The 17,782-nt window shown below is 58.9% G+C and carries 16 protein-coding genes; 7 read left to right on the top strand and 9 right to left on the bottom strand.

The window, feature by feature from the left end; translation table 11 throughout:
• Positions 1–31: 31 nt before the first annotated feature.
• From ATY80_RS08195 to ATY80_RS08180, 4 genes are all read right to left on the bottom strand, one after another.
• Positions 32–1,219, bottom strand: a complete 1,188-nt coding sequence (locus tag ATY80_RS08195; RefSeq protein WP_088691946.1) for an FAD-dependent oxidoreductase — start codon at positions 1,217–1,219, stop codon at positions 32–34.
• Between the two features lie 100 nt (positions 1,220–1,319).
• Positions 1,320–1,844 (bottom strand): lytic transglycosylase domain-containing protein, encoded by a 525-nt coding sequence (locus tag ATY80_RS08190; RefSeq protein ID WP_088691945.1) that lies wholly within the window; start codon positions 1,842–1,844, stop codon positions 1,320–1,322.
• Positions 1,845–2,106: 262 nt separating this feature from the next.
• Positions 2,107–2,871, bottom strand: a complete 765-nt coding sequence (locus tag ATY80_RS08185; RefSeq protein WP_088691944.1) for an N-acetylmuramoyl-L-alanine amidase — start codon at positions 2,869–2,871, stop codon at positions 2,107–2,109.
• Positions 2,868–3,575, bottom strand: coding sequence for a DnaJ family molecular chaperone (locus tag ATY80_RS08180; protein WP_088691943.1), 708 nt, complete (start codon positions 3,573–3,575; stop codon positions 2,868–2,870). Before ATY80_RS08180 ends, ATY80_RS08185 begins: the two co-directional genes overlap by 4 nt.
• Positions 3,576–3,940: 365 nt before the next feature.
• Between ATY80_RS08180 and ATY80_RS08175 the strand changes: the two genes are divergently transcribed.
• From ATY80_RS08175 to ATY80_RS08165, 3 genes are all read left to right on the top strand, one after another.
• Positions 3,941–5,152 (top strand): pyrophosphate--fructose-6-phosphate 1-phosphotransferase, encoded by a 1,212-nt coding sequence (locus ATY80_RS08175; protein WP_088691942.1) that lies wholly within the window; start codon positions 3,941–3,943, stop codon positions 5,150–5,152.
• Positions 5,153–5,210: 58 nt separating this feature from the next.
• Entirely contained in the window at positions 5,211–5,846 is a 636-nt protein-coding gene (locus tag ATY80_RS08170; protein ID WP_088691941.1) for a LysE family translocator, read from the top strand.
• Between the two features lie 113 nt (positions 5,847–5,959).
• Positions 5,960–6,892: a lytic transglycosylase domain-containing protein gene (locus tag ATY80_RS08165; RefSeq protein ID WP_088691940.1), complete on the top strand. Its 933-nt coding sequence runs from the start codon at positions 5,960–5,962 to the stop codon at positions 6,890–6,892.
• Here ATY80_RS08165 and ATY80_RS08160 read toward each other — a convergent pair whose 3' ends face one another.
• Positions 6,893–8,272: a serine hydrolase gene (locus ATY80_RS08160; protein WP_088691939.1), complete on the bottom strand. Its 1,380-nt coding sequence runs from the start codon at positions 8,270–8,272 to the stop codon at positions 6,893–6,895.
• 170 nt (positions 8,273–8,442) lie between these two features.
• Here ATY80_RS08160 and ATY80_RS08155 point away from each other — a divergent pair, with 170 nt between their 5' ends.
• The 4 genes from ATY80_RS08155 (at position 8,443) to ATY80_RS08140 (ending at position 12,600) form a co-directional block, all read left to right on the top strand.
• Entirely contained in the window at positions 8,443–9,687 is a 1,245-nt protein-coding gene (locus ATY80_RS08155; RefSeq protein WP_088691938.1) for a DUF3419 family protein, read from the top strand.
• A gap of 50 nt (positions 9,688–9,737) precedes the next feature.
• Positions 9,738–10,355, top strand: coding sequence for a class I SAM-dependent methyltransferase (locus tag ATY80_RS08150; RefSeq protein ID WP_088692058.1), 618 nt, complete (start codon positions 9,738–9,740; stop codon positions 10,353–10,355).
• 131 nt (positions 10,356–10,486) lie between these two features.
• A complete protein-coding gene (locus tag ATY80_RS08145; RefSeq protein ID WP_088691937.1) occupies positions 10,487–11,284 on the top strand; it encodes a GH25 family lysozyme in 798 nt (265 codons plus the stop codon).
• An 83-nt stretch (positions 11,285–11,367) separates the two neighbouring features.
• Positions 11,368–12,600, top strand: a complete 1,233-nt coding sequence (locus tag ATY80_RS08140) for a lytic murein transglycosylase (protein WP_088691936.1) — start codon at positions 11,368–11,370, stop codon at positions 12,598–12,600.
• Between the two features lie 507 nt (positions 12,601–13,107).
• Here ATY80_RS08140 and metF read toward each other — a convergent pair.
• The 4 genes from metF to ATY80_RS08120 form a co-directional block, all read right to left on the bottom strand.
• The gene (gene metF, locus ATY80_RS08135) at positions 13,108–14,007 is read right to left on the bottom strand and encodes a methylenetetrahydrofolate reductase [NAD(P)H] (protein WP_088691935.1); all 900 of its coding nucleotides are present in this window, start codon (positions 14,005–14,007) and stop codon (positions 13,108–13,110) included.
• A 4-nt stretch (positions 14,008–14,011) separates the two neighbouring features.
• Complete coding sequence (locus ATY80_RS08130) at positions 14,012–15,034, bottom strand: metalloregulator ArsR/SmtB family transcription factor (RefSeq protein WP_088692057.1); 1,023 nt, start codon at positions 15,032–15,034, stop codon at positions 14,012–14,014.
• 165 nt (positions 15,035–15,199) lie between these two features.
• Positions 15,200–16,849, bottom strand: coding sequence for an energy-dependent translational throttle protein EttA (gene ettA / locus ATY80_RS08125; RefSeq protein WP_088691934.1), 1,650 nt, complete (start codon positions 16,847–16,849; stop codon positions 15,200–15,202).
• A gap of 177 nt (positions 16,850–17,026) precedes the next feature.
• On the bottom strand, positions 17,027–17,761 hold the full coding sequence (locus ATY80_RS08120; protein ID WP_088692056.1) for a ribonuclease: 735 nt from the start codon (positions 17,759–17,761) through the stop codon (positions 17,027–17,029).
• Between the last annotated feature and the right edge of the window lie 21 nt (positions 17,762–17,782).

Here is a 17,782-nt window from a genome sequence, read left to right as displayed (position 1 = left end):
CGACAAGGCACCTCCCCGACCGGATGCGTGCCTAGCGGAAGACGGGCGTCAGCTCCCTACCAAAGTCCTCGGCGCCGAGCCAGCCTTGCGTCAGGACGATAGCGCCCAGTCGGCCGAGCTCATCGGATGACTTTGCGGCAACGAAATTGCCACCTGCCAAAACTGCAATTCGGGGAGAATCCGTATAGCCCACATAGGGATAGGCTGTTGTCGTGAAGCTTGCCACACACGGCGCGGAGGTGGTCGGGCAGCCAGCCAGAGCCGGCATTAGTTGCAGTGCCGTTGAGACCAGATTATCGCGCTCCAGCAGATCTCCGTCAGAGTGAAACCACGCCGCGATATCTTCGAGCGTTTCGAATGACCGCGCCTCAAGATCGCCGCCTAGTTTCAGATAGGTCCGACCGTCAGGGTACCGCACAGGCGGCAAGATATAGACGTGGTCCTCGTCGCGGTCGCCAAAGACGATCGTTGAAGGCATTTTCGAGAAAATCGCCGTCTCCCGCTCGCTAAGTTCAAAGAACGCAACGGTGCGGGCAGCAACTCTGATATCGATGGGCGCTGGCAGGAGATTGTTGAAATTGCTGAAGCCGCCGGCGGCGACCAGTACGCGCTCTGCAGTATAGCTCTTGCCGCCTGCGCGGACTTCGATGGATGCGCCTTGGTCGCGAACGGAGGTAACGGTCGCGTCGATGGCCGTCACACCCGCCTGCTCGGCAAGCTTGGTTTGCGCCCGAACCAAAGCGCGCGGATTGATGTGGCCTGCCCGCCGCCCTTCGAAATAGCCGTCGAACGAAGGATTGAGGGAAAACTGCGGAAAGCGCGCGCGCAACGCCGCCGGCGTCAACAATTCGACGTCGAGATTGAGCGTTTCGCTCACCTGCAACGCCCGCCCGAGATACCCTTCACCCCGTCGCGTGGGCGGTCCGGCGAACAGACAACCCGCTTCCGAGAAAAAGGAAATACCGCTTTTCGCTTCGATTTCCCCGTAGCGATCGAGCGAGCGAGCCGCGAGCGTCGCCCAGACCATATTGTCGTCGAAGGACCGCGTGATGCGGGCCTCGTCATAGTGGCTGGCAAAAACACCATTATGGCTCTTGCGCTCGACCGGTTCACTGGGGCCGATGAGCGCAATACCCTCAATCATCCCGGAAAGATGGCGGGCAGCAGCCGCGCCCATCATTCCGCGCCCGACGATGATCACCTTGAAATCAACTGCCACGTGTCACCTCATTTCCGAGGCCAGATAACACGGGCGTCATGTTGAATCATATTGTTAAGTGCCTCGTCGACGTGACTCTCGAACAAGCAGTTTCAGCTGATCAATCGAGCATCGCCAGGACTTTGCCGCAATAGGCCTTCGAGACCGGATTCATGCGGGTTGCGCCGTGGCCGGCATTGTACTTCAGAATCGTGTCGCAGGTCTCACCACCGCCAAGCTGATGCGCCGCGGCCAGGTATTTCATGCCGAACTTGATGTTTGTCTCCGGATCGAACAATCCCTTACTCGTCCCCGAATAGCCCATCATCCTAGCCGTCGCCGGCTTGATCTGCATGAGACCTATTTCGCCCGCGCTACCGCGTGCATTCGGATTGAAATTACTCTCTACACGCACGACCGCTTGAGCAAGCTCGACCGGCACATTGTACTGGTTTGCGTATTTGACGATGAGAGCTGAATACTGGTTGGTCGTGGTCGTGAAGTCCGGCATCGCATAGCCACTAGTCCGGTCAACAGTCTTCAAAGGAACCGTCTGAGATCTTGCACCCCATTCGCCCGCGAACGCGCAATTCATACCCATCAACAGTGCACCCGCGCACACTGCAGCAGAAATAAACCTATTCATTCAGTCTAATTACTCCGACCCAAAGAACTTCCGGATCGTGTTTGAAATAACAATCCGGACATATGCAGCAGATCTATATTAGATATTCTGCAACAATTCTTTTTGTTTCAATTGACGACCGCTAGAAAACCCCAAACAAAACAAGCGGCGCCGTTCGACGATTGGCGTTAGACCATCGCAATGAGGAGATAATAGGGAAATGATGTGGCGACGTAGCAGACTCTCGAAATCCCGGGAGTCAGCGCCACTTCAAAAGTACTACTTATGAGCAGTAACGCGGAAGCGACGCCAGCAGACGGTGCAGCGTGTCAATCGTCGAAAAATCCGCAATTCCGTCGATTCGGGCGGGCCGAAAATGCCGCTGGAAGGCCTCGACCTCGCCTGCCATCTTGTCGGAGAATTCGCCTGTAATTTCCGTCGCATAACCGTAGAGCGAGAGCATCGACTGTAGGGCTTCGACAGGTTGGCCGCGGTCACCGCGTTGGAAAAATCTTCCACCGGAGATCGGCGCGGGCTCAACCCAGTGGCCGATACCGGCCCTGTGGAGCTCTGACCAAGGAAATTTTTCCCCCGGATCCACCTTCCGAATCGGCGCCACATCGGAGTGTCCGAGCACCCTCTCGGAGGCAATGGACCAACGTTGGCCGCAATCGCGACACAATTCGATGACCGCCCGAATTTGTTCTTGGGGATACTCAGGAAGTCCGCCAGGATGACCGGCGTTGGCAATCTCGATCCCGATCGACAAGGAGTTGATGTCGGTCTCGCCCTGCCAGTAACTTTTGCCGGCATGCCAGGCACGACGCTCCTCGGGCACCAGTTGGAGAACTGCGCCATCTTCACCTACGAAGTAGTGGCTCGACACCTGGCTGTCGTCGCGACAGAGCCACTCCAGCGCTCCCTCGGGCGTCGGCATGCCTGTGTAGTGAAGAAGGATCATGTTAGGCTTGCGCCCGTCCGCACGCTCGCCGTGATTGGGCGAAGGACGAACAGTTGCCTTCCGGAAATCGGCCTCGAATGAGGTCATGCGGCGCGGCGTTCCTTCTCGATCGCCTCGTAGGCTGCATTCAGCGCAGCCATACGCTCGTTGGCAATGGCATGGAACTCGGCCGGAACGCCGCGGGAAATCAGCCGATCCGGATGGTGTTCGCTCACAAGCCCATGATAACGGCGGCGAATCGTCGTGAAGTCGTCCGATGGCGAAACGCCGAGCACCTTATAGGGATCGCGACCCATGGAGACATGGCGCGCGGCGATCCGTTCGAAATGCTCTTCATTCATATGGAAGATCTCGGCGACGTGCCGCAGGAACGCCAATTCCTTTTCATGGATGAGCCCGTCGGCCTTGGCGATATGGAAGAGACCGTCCAACACCTCTTCCAGCACCGGGCAATTGGCTGCGCATGTCACGCATAAGGACGAAAGACGTTCCGCATAGGCTTCATAACCGGCGACGTCCTGACGCGCCAGATTATAGAGGCGAGCGACATTCTTTGCCTGCTCGGGCGGGAATTCAAAGATCTCGCGGAAGGCACTCACCTCCTTCTCGCTCACGATTCCGTCCGCCTTTGCCATCTTTGCCGACAGAGCGATGATGGCGACCGAGAAGGCGACCTTGCGGCGCGTCTCGGGATCACCCTCGAAAACTGTCCGGATAGCCTCGACCACCGCAGAAAGAACGTTGCCCGCGGTGTTGCCTATGGCATTCAGCAGTTTTTCCCAGAAGGACATAAAAGTCTCTCGCAGTGCAAATAGGAGAAATACCTTGACCAAATAATGCCTGCCTTTGCAAGGCGGCGATTGGTCGTAGGGTTGAATAGACTTTTCACAATTCGTTTATGGTCGCAGTGCGAAGCCTCGCAAGATCGCGTACGCGGCAGGTTCTAATTGCGGCCGGCGAGCGACGATCGCGCTTTCCACAGCCCTTCTGAAGTGCGATCTCGAGCTTGAAACGATTATATCATCGCTTCTGTCTATCTTCGCCGTTCCGGGCCCTATTTTCACAATAACTACACTTTACATGCCTCTTTCCCTGTCGCATCCATGCGTCAGGTAAGCAGCACGCAACAGCGCTGATATGAGACATTGGAGGGATCATGGCCAAACAGAAAGTCGCAATGCTCACGGCTGGAGGCCTGGCACCCTGTCTGTCGTCCGCGGTTGGCGGACTGATAGAACGCTACAGCGACGTGGCGCCTGACATCGAGCTTGTCGCCTATCGCTCCGGCTACCAGGGCGTGCTCCTCGGCGACAGCATCAAGATCACTGCCGACATGCGGGAGAAGGCGCCGCTTCTGCATCGCTATGGTGGCTCGCCAATCGGCAATAGCCGCGTCAAGCTCACAAATGCTGCCGACTGCGTGAAGCGCGGACTCGTCAAGGAAGGCGAAAATCCGCTGCGCGTGGCTGCCGAACGGCTCGCCAGCGATGGCGTCACCATCCTTCACACGATCGGCGGCGACGACACCAACACCACGGCCGCCGATCTCGCGGCATATCTCGCCGCCAATGGCTACAATCTGACGGTCGTCGGTTTGCCAAAGACGGTCGACAACGATGTCGTGCCCATCCGCCAGTCACTCGGCGCGTGGACGGCCGCCGAAGTCGGCGCGCACTTCTTCGACAACGTCAGCAACGAGCAGACGGCAGCACCGCGCACCCTCATCATCCATGAAGTCATGGGACGTCACTGCGGCTGGCTGACGGCGGCGACCGCCCGCGCCTATCTGCAGCGGACGAAGAACTATGAATATGTCGATGGAATGATGACGAACGCCAAGATGAAGAGCATCGACGCGGTCTATTTGCCCGAAATGGCGTTCGACCTCGATGCGGAAGCGGCTCGCTTGAAGGAAGTCATGGACCGAACGGGCCATGCAACCGTATTCGTCTCGGAAGGCGCCTGCCTTGACGCCATCGTGGCGGAACGCGAAGCGGCCGGCGAGACCATCAAGCGCGACGCTTTCGGCCACGTGAAGATCGACACGATCAATGTCGGCGGCTGGTTCCAGAAGCAGTTCGCGGGCCTCATCAATGCCGAGCGCTCGCTGGTGCAGAAGTCCGGCTACTTTGCACGTTCGGCCCCCGCCAACGGCGATGACCTTCGCCTCATTCAGAGCATGACCGACCTTGCCGTCGAAAGCGCGCTCAACAAGGTATCTGGCGTCACCGGTCACGACGAAGCGCAGAACGGCAAGCTGAGGACGATCGAGTTCCCGCGCATCAAGGGCGGCAAAGCCTTCGACGTCTCAGCCGACTGGTTCGGCGAAGTCATGGATACGATTGGTCAGAAATACCGGGCCGCATGATTGACTGACAGTTAATATGGTGTCTTTGCTTTTGCCCTAGGGAATAGGAGGAGATTCCATGTCGCTCGAAGCCTGGTTCGCTTTTGCCGCTGCGTCTGCAATCATGCTCGCCATCCCGGGCCCGACGATTCTCCTCGTCGTTTCCTATGCCCTCGGCCATGGACGCAAGACGGCGCTCGCGACGGTAACCGGCGTTGCGCTCGGCGACTTCACCGCGATGACCGCATCGCTATTCGGATTGGGGGCCGTGCTCGCGGCCTCCGCGACGCTGTTCACCGTGCTGAAGTGGATCGGCGGCGCCTACCTGATCTGGCTCGGAATCAAACTCTGGCGTGCGCCGGTGATTTCCGAACCGATGGCAGACAATGACAACCTGCCCGAAAAGAAATCGCTCAAGGTTTTCCTCCACGCCTACGTCGTGACGGCTCTCAACCCGAAGAGCATCGTATTCTTCGTCGCATTCGTTCCGCAATTCTTGAATCCGTCTCAGCCGTTCTTCGGCCAGATGCTCATCATGGAAGCCACCTTCCTGGTGCTCGCAACCATCAATGCCTCCATTTATGCGCTGGCTGCAAACGCGGCACGCGGCCTGATCCGCAAGGCAAGCGTTCAGCGCGCAGTCAACCGTACCGGCGGCACTTTGCTCATTGCCGCAGGCGCCGTAACGGCCGGCTATCGCCGCATCGCCGCGTAAAGATTTTCGGCGGGTTGCAGCGAAGCAACGAATACGTTAATTGCGGAATCTGGGCTTAAGGTTTTTGATAACTTCTAACGCTGCCGGGGCGGCGCATTCACGAAAGTGAGAGTATGGTAGCGATCGGTTTTTCCGGCCTGAAACGCAGTCTCATCGTTTCGACGATGCTCTGCGGCGTTGTTGCCGGATGCACGAGCGTCGAATACACGTCGCAGGCAGAACTGACCGCAGCCCAGACCGTTGTTCCCACTCCCAAGCCCGGCGAAGACGCTACGCTTGCGGCCGTGCCCGCCGGCGAAGGAGCGACGCAGACGGCGATGATCACCGCCGCCAGTCAAACGGCAACGGCTTTGGCAGCACCCGCCATGCCGGCAACCGATACTTCTCAGTCAAGCGGTCAAGCCCAGGCGACGACGGCTGCGGGTTATGCGCAGATTCCGCTTACGCCGGAGATGACCGCGATTCAGTCCGTCGTGCCGATCCCGCGCCCGGGCACCCCTTCCCCGTCGACGCAGCTCGCTTTTGCCGCGACGCCTCAAGCCGGTAGCGCCATCGCGGCGCTTTCCGCAATCGATACCACGCCGCATCCGATGATGGACTACGGCTTCGACACATCGGGCCCATCCGACCCGCCGACCGCGCCTCCCATGTTCAGCGACAGTGACGACGATGGCGCCCCGACGGTTGAGAAGAGTGCGATCACCAAGATCATCGACAAGTACTCGAAGCTTTACCAAGTGCCAGCTTCGCTGCTTCATCGCGTCGTCCATCGCGAAAGCCGATACAATGCGAAGGCCTATAACAAGCGCGGTTACTTCGGCCTGATGCAGATCAAATACAATACGGCCAAGTCCATGGGCTACGAAGGCGAACCCGCCGGCCTGTTTGACGCCGAGACCAACATTAAATACGCCGCCAAATATCTTCGTGGCGCGTGGCTCGTCTCCGACAACAGCGAAGATGATGCAGTCCGCCTTTATGCGCGCGGCTACTATTACGACGCCAAGCGCAAGGGCATGGACAACGTCGCGAACGGCAACTACTGACTACTGCCGAGGCAGCGTCGCTAGAATCTCCTTCACTAGGACCTGTGGCTTATAACGGAGCCAACTCGGCGTCAGCCCGAGCCTGACGACGACAAGCTTGGCCGATGGCACGATCGCAACGCTCTGCCCATCGTGCCCCTCCATCCAGAAGGTGTCATCTGGCAGACCGGCAACGGCGCTGCTGTCGCCGCCCGGCGCGGCAAGCCAGGCCTGCGCCTGCGTATATTTGCCACCTGAGGCCATCGTCGGCGTCCTCATCGCAGTCATGAACCGCTCCGGCAACAGCCTCTGTCCATTCCAGACGCCGTCCTGAAGAAGGAACTGTCCGAAGCGCGCCCAGTCCCGCGCGGTGGCATAAAGGTAGGAACTACCGGCAAAGGTGCCACGAGCATCAACTTCCAGTACAGCGCTCGACATGCCGATCGGATCGAACAGCGCTGTCTTTGGATAGGCAAGCGCTGCCTGCAGGCTGCCGATCCTGTCCATCCATATCTTTGAGATCAGGACCGACGTGCCGCTCGAATAGTTGAAGCGCTCGCCGGGGCTCGCCTCCAACGGGAGGCTCGCTGGTCGCGCCGTCATATCGGGATCGAGATAGAGCATGCGTGTGACATCGGCGACCGTGCCATAACTCTCGTTGAAGGCCAGGCCGCTCTCCATGCCCAACAGATCGCTGAGCTTGATTTTTGAATAATCGCCGTCCTGCCACTCCGGCAGGAGTGCAGCGTCATCGAATGCCATCTTGTTGTCGAGCATCAGCCGGCCAACGATCGCCGCATTTATGGTTTTCGTCATCGACCAGCCGATCAGCCGCATTGCCGGACCGAAACCATCCCCATAGCGCTCCGCAATGATGCGGCCATTGTGAACGACGACAACCGCACGCATTGCCGGACCGGTCAAATCGCCGTCTGAAAGCAGCGCCTGCAAGTGGGTGTCATTAGCCTTCGCGACGGCATTGCCGTCCGGCCAGATAGCGTCGTTTTGCGATTCTGGGGCGACCGGGTGATCGGCCACTGCGCCGGCCGCCGCTTCAAAGTCACCGTCCGGCACGCTGCTGCAGCCAAGCGTGCCGTGGTACATTGCATAGCCCGGTGCGAAGAGCCCGAGAATGCGCGCAGTAACCCGTTTTTCCTGCCTGTCGACAGCCACCCGTACCAGCCGTAACAACGGATTTCCCGGAGCTTGAACATCTTCATAGAGCACCTGCTCAGGATCGCGCCCTGCGAGAAATACGTTCGAGCAAACGATCTTGGCCGCATAGCCATCGCCCACCCGCAGCAACTCAGGTGGCCTGGCATAAAGCCAAGCAGCGCCCGCGGCGACGATGACGACAAACAGAAGAGCAAGTGATTTCAAGAGACGCAGCACAAATCGCATGAGCGATCCTCCTTGCTGCAAGAGAAGCAGGAAAGCTCGCCGCGGGAAAGGCCCAACGCCCCGCATGGTTTTCCATTTCTGCCAAACGAAGCCCTGCCCACAGCCGGCGTCATCAAATTGTAGTGACGGCGCGCTAAACGCCCTGAACGCTAAAAGGGTGAAAGACTCATATGACGGAATTTGCACCGGATGCCAGCTTCCGCAACAACCGGAAACTCAAGGCAGCTCTTCTCCGCCACAGTGCCTTTTCCAAGGCCGGCTTTTCTGAACGGCTTTTCGGCCTGTTGTTTTCCGGTTTGGTCTATCCGCAGATCTGGGAAGATCCCGATCTCGATATGCTTGCGATGGAGCTTCAGCCCCATCATCGCGTCGTGACGATCGGCTCCGGCGGCTGCAATATGCTCGCTTATCTTTCCAAGAGCCCGGCTTCGATCGATGTCGTAGACCTCAATCCGCATCACATCGCGCTCAACCGCCTGAAGCTTGCCGCGTTCCGTCATCTTCCTGGCCATGCCGATCTCGTTCGCTTCCTCGCCACTCCGCGCGAGACATCGAACAGCCACGCATTTGACCACTTCCTCGCTGGCAATCTCGATGAAGCGACCCGGACCTACTGGAACGGCCGCAAGTTCGGTCGCCGGCGTGTCACGGTGTTCGACCGCAATATCTACGAAACCGGTCTGCTCGGACGGTTTATCGGCGCAGCTCATCTGCTTGCCCGCCTCCATGGTGTCGACCTGACCGAGATGACGAAAGCTCGTTCGCTGCGCGAGCAGCGCCAGTTCTTCGACGAGAAGATCGCGCCGCTCTTTGATAGACCGGTCGTACGCTGGATCACCGGTCGCAAGAGCTCGCTGTTCGGCCTAGGCATCCCGCCACAGCAGTATGATGAACTTGCAAGCCTCGCGGCGGATCAGTCGATCGCGCCGGTCCTGCGCCACCGTCTTGAGAAGCTCGCCTGCCACTTCCCGATGCAGGAAAATTATTTTGCCTGGCAGGCATTCGGTCGCCGCTACGCGCCGAAGGGCGAAGGTCCGCTTCCGACCTATCTCGAGCCTGCTCACTACGAAGCGATCCGTGCCAATGTGGATCGCGTCACCGTTCATCATGCAAACTTCACCGAGCTGCTCGCTGGCGAGCCCGCCGCCTCGCGCGATCGCTATATCCTTCTCGACGCGCAGGACTGGATGACGGATCAGCAGCTCAACGATCTCTGGGCCGAGATCAGCCGCACCGCCCGCGAAGGTGCACGGGTAATTTTCCGTACGGCAGCCGAAAAGAGCATCATCGAAGGGCGTCTATCGCCTGCAATCCGCGATCAGTGGACCTACATGGCAGAGCGCTCGCTCGAACTGACGGCATTGGATCGCTCGGCAATCTACGGTGGCTTCCACATCTACAGGAAGACGGCGTGAGCGAGCTCGGCGTGACCCCGGTCGCAAAGGACGACGGCCATGCCGCCCTGATGGACGGCATGTACCGCTATCAGCGCCACATCTATGATCTGACGCGCAAGTATTACCTGCTCGGCCGCGATCAGACGATCCGCAATCTGAATGTGCCCGCCGGTGGAACCTTGCTGGAGGTCGGGTGCGGGACCGGTCGAAATCTGGCGCTGGCCCACAAATACTACCCGAAGGCGCGGCTCTATGGCCTGGACATATCGCAGGAGATGCTGATCTCCGCGCGCAAGACATTCGAGACCAAAGCCACGCTCCCGGATTTCCGCGTCGCCGACGCGACGGCCTTCACACCACGGGAGTTCGGGGTTGGCGGCTTCGACCGCGTCCTCATCTCCTATGCCCTCTCCATGATCCCAGACTGGGAATGCGCAATCGATTCGGCCATCGCCGCCCTCGTCCCTGGTGGCGAATTGCACATCGTCGATTTTGGTCAGCAGGAACGACTGCCAGGCTGGTTTGCTCGCCTCCTCAAGGCATGGCTGCGAAAATTTCATGTGTCGCCGCGCGCCGATCTCAGGCAGGTCCTCGAGTCTCAAGCCTCTGAAAATCAAGCACGACTAATATTCGAGAGCATCTACGGCGGATATGCCTGGCGGGCTGCCATTGTGACCAAACCTTGACATTTCGCTTGAAACTAACCGAATTTTTACGTTGTTATGGGAAATAGAGGGGACATTCCTCTGCTGGACGCGTCTATTACGAAGGTCGAGCTGTGGGGCAAAAATTCCATTCGTTTCGCGACGGAACATCTATGCGCCGGCTTCTGTTTTGCGTTTTGCCGTTGGCTGTCATGCTCGCCGGATGCACGTCATCGGGCTATGACTATCTCGAAACAGCGTCCGTAAAGCCAAAAACACGCTTTAAGGACACCGATCCTCAGGACTTCGGATCAAAGCATCCGGAGCTGCAACCGATCCACGGCATCGACGTCTCGAAGTGGCAAGGCGATATCGACTGGCAGACAGTTAAGAGTTCCGGCGTCGCCTTCGCGTTCATCAAGGCGACCGAGGGCAAGGATCGCGTCGATCCGCGCTTCAATGAGTACTGGCAACGCGCCCGCGCTGTGGGTATCCCGCACGCCCCCTATCATTTCTACTATTTCTGCTCGACGCCCGACGAACAGGCCGATTGGTTCATCAGCAACGTGCCGAGGGAATCAATGCGCTTGCCGCCGGTCCTCGACGTCGAATGGAACTCGGAATCGAAGACCTGCCGCTATCGACCCAATCCGGCGACCGTCCGAGCACAACTCCAGCGTTTCATGGATCGTCTCGAGGCCTATTACGGCAAGCGCCCGATCATCTATACATCGGTCGACTTCCATCGCGACAATCTCGTCGGCTATTTCCAGAACTATCACTTCTGGGTTCGCTCCGTCGCGAAGCATCCTGAAGTTACCTATGCCGACCGCCGTTGGGCCTTCTGGCAATACACGTCGACTGGCGTCATCCCCGGAATCAAGGGACCAACGGACATCAATGTTTTTGCGGGATCGACGCAGAACTGGCACAACTGGGTAGCCGCGGTATCCAAGGACACAAATTCTTAGTAACGTCCGGCGGTCTTTCTTGCTTCCGTCACAATCATTTGGGAAATCGACGGAAATTCCATTTGATGACGAGGATCGAAACTATGTACCGCTCGCCCGCAAGCCGCACGGCACTTGCACTCCTTTTTGCTGCCGGTCTCGCCACCGGCGCTGCCGCGCAGACGCCGGCACCGAGTGCACCGGCTTCGCAGACGGCTGCCCCGGCATGTGACGGTGATCTCTCAGAATTTCTGGCAGGCGTGAAGGCCGACGCGATCGCAGCAGGCGCATCCGCCGAGGCCGCAGACAAGGCGCTGGAAGGCGCACAGATCGACCAGAAAGTCTTGAGCCGCGACCGTGCCCAGGGCGTGTTCAAGCAGACCTTTCTGGAATTCTCGCAACGTACCGTCAGCCAGGCTCGCCTCGACATCGGCCGCCAGAAGATGAAGCAATACGCCGATGTCTTCGCCCGTGCCGAGCAGGAATTTGGTGTGCCCGCCGGCGTCATCACCGCCTTCTGGGCGATGGAAACCGACTTCGGCGCCGTGCAGGGCGATTTCAATACTCGCAACGCCCTGGTGACGCTTGCTCATGATTGCCGCCGGCCGGAGCTCTTCCGCCCGCAGTTGATCGCCCTTATCGAAATGGTCGAGCACGGCGACCTCGACCCGGCAACCAACACTGGCGCCTGGGCCGGCGAAATCGGTCAGGTTCAGATGCTGCCCCGCGATATCGTCGCCTACGGCATGGACGGAGACGGTGATGGCCACGTGCGCCTCAAGCAGAGCGGCCCCGACGCCATCCTGACCGCAGCCAAGTTCATCCAGCATCTCGGTTTCCAGAAGGGCCAGCCGTGGATCCAGGAGGTTACTCTCCCAGAGAACCTCCCCTGGGAAAAATCCGGTATCGGCGGTCCTCTGACGGCCGGTGAGTGGTTTGCCCTTGGGGTCAGGCCGCGCGACGGCAACACGAGCTTCGGTAACCTGCATGGCGACCTGATACTGCCGCAGGGCCGCCTTGGTCCGACCTTCATCGCTTACCCGAACTTCCAGATCTACCTCGAATGGAACAAGTCGTTCATCTACACGACTTCGGCCGCCTATTTCGCGACCCGCCTCGCCGGCGCCGAGACCTATCTCAAGGGCACGCCCGAACAGGGGCTTTCCAACGATCAGATGAAGGAGCTGCAGACGAAACTCGGAACACTGGGCCATGACGTTGGCAAGGTCGACGGCATCCTGGGTTCGGGGACGCGGGTTGCAATCCAGAAGGAACAGCAGCGTCTCGGCATACCGGCAGACGGCTGGGCAACACCGACGCTCCTCAATTCCCTCTGATCACGCCTCCTTAAGCACTCGCTTCGGGCCGGGTTTCGCACCCGGCCTTTCGTTTGCGCGGATTATTCCATGGTTTCAGAGGTTTCAAGCAAAGCCTTCATCTTGCCGCAAGTGTGAAGACAGGATCGCCGACTTTAACGGCAGGTTAAAATCTGTGAATATTTTTCTGCAGGAATTTGTTCCATGATTCCAGTGAATTAGCGACAGCACCGCATTGGCGATGTGACATTTTCGCCGCAGCGCAGTATAAAATCCGCTTTCCAAGCGACACAATCACGACATATTATCGCATCGTTAACGCGAGGAGACAGACATGGGACTTACACAATCCTTGAATGTCCTTTTGGTCAGCGCGGCGTTTGCATTTGTATTGACAATGCTTTTCATCTGAACGTCGTGGCAATCGAACAGTACCGAGACTCCTGAGTAGCGAAACAGTTCAATGAATCGGAAAAGCGCATCCCACGAGGAGATGCGCTTTTCTTTTTGTCTTCTGATGGAAGCAGCCTATGCGGCGGCACCGGCCTTTTTAGCGCCTTCCCGTGTGAAGCCGAGATTGGTCAGCACGGCCGAAACGAGCGGCGCCCGGTTCATGGTGTACAGGTGGAAATCTGTGAGCCCGCGACGGGCTAGATCCTCGATCTGTTCCGCAGCGACCTCGGCGGCTACCTTGGCTCTCTCCTCCGGCTTGTCGTCGAAGCCCGCAAAACGCTCATCGAGAAACGCGGGTATGACAGTGCCGCAGGCGCCGGCGAAGCGCTTCAGCTGCGTCAGGTTCTGGATCGGCATAATGCCGGGCACGATCGGAATGTTGACGCCAGCGGCCCGCACCTTTTCCAGATAGCGCTCGAAATTATCGTTATCGAAAAAGAACTGCGTCAGCGCCCGGGTTGCGCCGTTATCCGCCTTCTGCTTCAGCATGTCGATGTCGGCAGCCGTATCGCGGCTCTCCGGATGCTTTTCGGGATAGGCGGAGACCGAAATCTCGAAATCACCGATCTCGCGCAGGCCGGCAACCAGCGCCGCCGCATTCGCATAACCGCCCGGATGCGGCTGGTAGGGCGCCCCGACGCCTCCGGGCGCGTCGCCGCGAAGCGCTACGAAATGCTTCACGCCAACCTTGCGGAAGGTCTCGATGACGCCGTGCGTTTCGTCCTTCGTCGCTCCAACGCAGGTAAGATGCGACGCCGTGGCAAGCGGGGTTTCGGCAATGAAACGCGAGACCGTTGCCAGCGTTGGCGCCTTGGTGGTGCCACCGGCACCGTAAGTCACCGATACGAAGTCCGGGTTCCAGTCCTGCAACTCGCTGACCGTATTCCACAGCTGACCTTCCATCTCTTCCGACTTCGGCGGAAAAAACTCGAAGGAAATGCCGATCTTGCGGCGCGCGTCGCTGTTCAAAGCCATATGATTATCTCCCGGCAAGTATGGGTTCGGCACCTTCACTCGCTGAGGAGGCCATAAGGCGCCGAGGGTCGCGCGCAAGCCAGACAGTGACAGTGAGCCCCTGCCCGCTTTGATGACCCGGATGAAGATCGACGACCTGCTCGACATCCAGCCCAGCCTTGCGCAGCCAGTCGGATATCGACTGATGCGAGAAGCCGAGGCGAACGTGCGCATGCTCGTCACGAAGGTATTCCAGCCCATGCGGCGCCAGATCGATGATAACCAGCCGTCCGCCTGGCCGCAGCATGCGCGCTGCCTCACCGATCGCGATCTCGGGCTGATCGAAGAAGTGCAGCACCTGGTGTATCGTCACCACGTCAAAATCCTGGGCCTCAAACGGCAGATTCAGAATATCGGCGTGACGAACAGATGCCTTGGTGATTCCTGATTTATCGAGATTGGCGCGCGCCACGCTCAACATATCGCGGCTGGCATCCACACCGATCGCCCGGCGATAAAGGCCGGACAGCAGTTCAAGGATCCGCCCGGTTCCGGTGCCAAGATCGAGAAGCGAGTCAATCGGCTGGCTCCCAAGCATCCGAATGACGGCGGCATCGACCTCTTCGTCAGCGGCATGCAGACGGCGAAGCTCGTCCCACTCGGCGGCGTTGCGACTAAAATAGGCCTGCGCGCGCTCAGCCCGTTGACGCTTCACTGCAGCCAGGCGCTCGCTGTCACGCAGGATCACAGGATCATTCTCGGATGCATGCGCGAGCAGGCCGCGCACGAACGTCGCTGCCTTGCCATCCTGCCGGAGCCGGAAATAGGCCCATGCGCCCTCCTGGTAGCGATCGATGAGATCCGCTTCGCCCAGCAGCTTCAGGTGACGAGAGATACGAGGTTGGGACTGGCCGAGGATTTCGGTAAGATCAGTAACCGTCAGGTCGCCGGCAGCCAACAGAGCCAACAGCCGCAGACGCGTCGGTTCGCCGGCCGCCCTGAGGACGTCCACCAACGCATCCAATCCAAGTCTGATAGGCTCACCCATACCCGATCCAATCAACATATAAAGATATCTTTATGTGATTTGAACAAGTGTGGCAAGCTGGAATTCCATCCGTTCACGAAATTAGCTGCTCGGATCGCGACATGGGTGCGCGCAAAAAAGCCCCGGCGAACCGGGGCTTTTAGATCTTGGAGCGATTTAAAGCGATCAGCGCGTCAGACGCTTGTAAGTTACCCGATGCGGGTTGATCGAGTCGACACCGAGACGGCGCATCTTGTCCTTTTCGTAGTCTTCGAAGTTGCCTTCGAACCATTCGACATGGCTGTCGCCTTCAAAGGCGAGGATGTGCGTCGCCAGACGGTCGAGGAACATGCGATCGTGGCTGATAATAACAGCGCAACCAGCGAAGTTCTCGAGCGCGTCCTCGAGTGCCGCCAGCGTTTCCGTGTCGAGATCGTTGGTCGGTTCGTCGAGCAGGATGACGTTGCCGCCGGCCTTTAGCATCTTGGCGAGGTGAACGCGGTTGCGCTGACCGCCGGAAAGCGTGCCGACCTTCTGCTGCTGGTCACCACCCTTGAAGTTGAAAGCACCGCAATAGGCACGGCTGTTCACTTCATGCTTACCGAGCTTGATGATGTCATTGCCGCCGGAGATTTCTTCCCAGACGGTCTTGTTGCCGTCGAGGGCGTCACGGCTCTGGTCTACATAGCCAAGATTGACAGTCTCACCGATACGGATTTCGCCGTTGTCGGGCTTTTCCTGGCCGGTGATCATGCGGAACAGCGTCGTCTTGCCTGCGCCGTTCGGACCGATGACGCCGACAATGCCACCGGGCGGCAGCTTGAAGGTCAGGTTCTCGATCAGCATTGTATCGCCGTAACCCTTGGTAAGGTTCTCAGCCTCGATGACCACCTGGCCAAGACGCTCGCCGACGGGAATGACGATCTGCGCGTCGCCGGGACGACGATCGGCGGCGGCTGCCACCAGCTCGTCGTAGGCACGAATACGGGCTTTCGACTTCGCCTGACGGGCCTTCGGGCTGGAGGCAATCCACTCCTGTTCGCGCGACAACGCCTTCTGGCGGGAGGCTTCTTCGCGGCCTTCCTGCTGCATGCGCTTGGCCTTCGCCTGCAGGTAGGCCGAGTAATTGCCCTCGTAGGGAATACCACGGCCGCGGTCGAGCTCAAGGATCCAGCCGGTGACATTGTCAAGGAAGTAGCGGTCGTGGGTGATCATCAGCACGGCACCCGGATATTCGCGCAGGTGCTTTTCGAGCCAGGCGATCGTCTCGGCGTCGAGATGGTTGGTCGGCTCGTCGAGCAGCAGCAAGTCCGGCTGCGCCAGCAGCAGACGGCAGAGCGCCACACGGCGCTTCTCACCACCCGAGAGTTTTTCGACCGAGGAGTCGCCGGGCGGGCAGCGCAGGGCGTCCATCGCCATTTCGACCTGGCTTTCGAGGTCCCAGAGATTCTGGCTATCGATGATATCCTGGAGCTTGGCGCCCTCTTCCGCCGTCTCGTCGGAATAGTTCATCATCAGCTCGTTATAGCGGTCGAGGATCGCCTTTTTCGGAGCAACGCCTTCCATGACGTTTTCAAGAACGGTCTTGGAATTGTCGAGTTGCGGCTCCTGAGCGAGATAGCCGAGCGTAGCACCTTCGGCGAGCCAAGCCTCCCCCGTATATTCCTTGTCGAGACCGGCCATAATACGCAGCACGGTCGACTTACCGGCACCGTTCGGGCCGAGGATACCGATCTTGGCATCCGGATAGAAAGAAAGGTGGATATTCTCCAGCACCTTCTTGTTGCCGTACGCCTTGTTGAGGCCGGCCATATGGTAGATGAACTGACGTGCCATTGATTGCTCGCTCCGCGGGGGAATTTAAGTTTTGCCGCTATGTAGGCGAATTGAGACCAAGGAGCAACGCGCGGCGGCCAAAAACTAGACGCCTTTGTAACCGTCGTCGAGAACGGGACCTAGTCCACTGCTCTGCAGCAGACAGGCCCACGCTTTGGCTTTCCGTGAGCGGCAAGATCAAAACCCTGCCGCGTCCACGACACCCTCATTGCAGCCGAACGACGTCCGCCCTGCTCCTTGGATGAGGTCGCGCAGGCTTGTTTCGCCATTCGATGTCGCGTCTTCCGAAAGGCCAATCGTGAGTTCACTGATGACACGGCTTCCACCGGCACGGCGGCAACTCATTTTGACGCGATCTCCGGCGCCAGTCCCAAAACTTTTATCAAATGCGGCCTTGATCGCCTCCGCCGTCAGCGGCTTGCCGACATTGGTCGCGAACAAATCGCGGACCGCCGAGGTATTGAGTTCGTCGATCAGCCGGACTGACGTGGCGAAATAGTCGTCGGCACTCAGCGTGGTGCACGTGCCGTGTTTGATCCATTCATGCCGTTCCAAGCCGGATTGCGTTCCGGGCATGGCCTTCTCGAGCGCGGCCTTGGTCGCGGCGGAAAGCTCTACCTCCGGCAGTCTCTTCCAGTCGCCGTCCTTGTCCGCGGCGCGCAGGTCGCCGGAGACGTCGCAATAGTCCTTGCGCATCGGCCAGAGCCCATGCAGCGAGAAATTGGTTGCATCGAACCTGTCCTTGGTCTGGTTGCTGCATTCCGGTTTGCGCTGGTTGGTTTCACAAAATGCGGGTTGCCAACTGGCCGCCAGAATGAAGCGCGTTCTTCCCGCGGCATCCTCGGCTCCTGCAGCGCCCGCGGCCATGATCGCAATCAGGAATACAGCCATGCGCAGAAATGGATTGCTCATCTTCATCCCCACAAAGAACAA

Origin of the sequence: Rhizobium sp. R711, assembly GCF_002211365.1 — a bacterium.
Lineage (GTDB): Bacteria > Pseudomonadota > Alphaproteobacteria > Rhizobiales > Rhizobiaceae > Rhizobium.
This window is presented reverse-complemented; position numbering and strand designations above follow the sequence as displayed.

Excerpts from the sequence above, each read along its gene's own strand:
- ettA (WP_088691934.1), bottom strand. The coding sequence starts at position 16,849 with ATGGCACGTCAGTTCATCTACCATATGGCCGGCCTCAACAAGGCGTAC.
- ATY80_RS08140 (WP_088691936.1), top strand. The coding sequence starts at position 11,368 with ATGTACCGCTCGCCCGCAAGCCGCACGGCACTTGCACTCCTTTTTGCT.
- ATY80_RS08145 (WP_088691937.1), top strand. The coding sequence starts at position 10,487 with ATGCGCCGGCTTCTGTTTTGCGTTTTGCCGTTGGCTGTCATGCTCGCC.
- ATY80_RS08155 (WP_088691938.1), top strand. The coding sequence starts at position 8,443 with ATGACGGAATTTGCACCGGATGCCAGCTTCCGCAACAACCGGAAACTC.
- ATY80_RS08150 (WP_088692058.1), top strand. The coding sequence starts at position 9,738 with ATGGACGGCATGTACCGCTATCAGCGCCACATCTATGATCTGACGCGC.
- ATY80_RS08180 (WP_088691943.1), bottom strand. The coding sequence starts at position 3,575 with ATGTCCTTCTGGGAAAAACTGCTGAATGCCATAGGCAACACCGCGGGC.
- ATY80_RS08130 (WP_088692057.1), bottom strand. The coding sequence starts at position 15,034 with ATGGGTGAGCCTATCAGACTTGGATTGGATGCGTTGGTGGACGTCCTC.
- metF (WP_088691935.1), bottom strand. The coding sequence starts at position 14,007 with ATGGCTTTGAACAGCGACGCGCGCCGCAAGATCGGCATTTCCTTCGAG.
- ATY80_RS08165 (WP_088691940.1), top strand. The coding sequence starts at position 5,960 with ATGGTAGCGATCGGTTTTTCCGGCCTGAAACGCAGTCTCATCGTTTCG.
- ATY80_RS08175 (WP_088691942.1), top strand. The coding sequence starts at position 3,941 with ATGGCCAAACAGAAAGTCGCAATGCTCACGGCTGGAGGCCTGGCACCC.
- ATY80_RS08160 (WP_088691939.1), bottom strand. The coding sequence starts at position 8,272 with ATGCGATTTGTGCTGCGTCTCTTGAAATCACTTGCTCTTCTGTTTGTC.
- ATY80_RS08190 (WP_088691945.1), bottom strand. The coding sequence starts at position 1,844 with ATGAATAGGTTTATTTCTGCTGCAGTGTGCGCGGGTGCACTGTTGATG.
- ATY80_RS08185 (WP_088691944.1), bottom strand. The coding sequence starts at position 2,871 with ATGACCTCATTCGAGGCCGATTTCCGGAAGGCAACTGTTCGTCCTTCG.
- ATY80_RS08170 (WP_088691941.1), top strand. The coding sequence starts at position 5,211 with ATGTCGCTCGAAGCCTGGTTCGCTTTTGCCGCTGCGTCTGCAATCATG.
- ATY80_RS08120 (WP_088692056.1), bottom strand. The coding sequence starts at position 17,761 with ATGAGCAATCCATTTCTGCGCATGGCTGTATTCCTGATTGCGATCATG.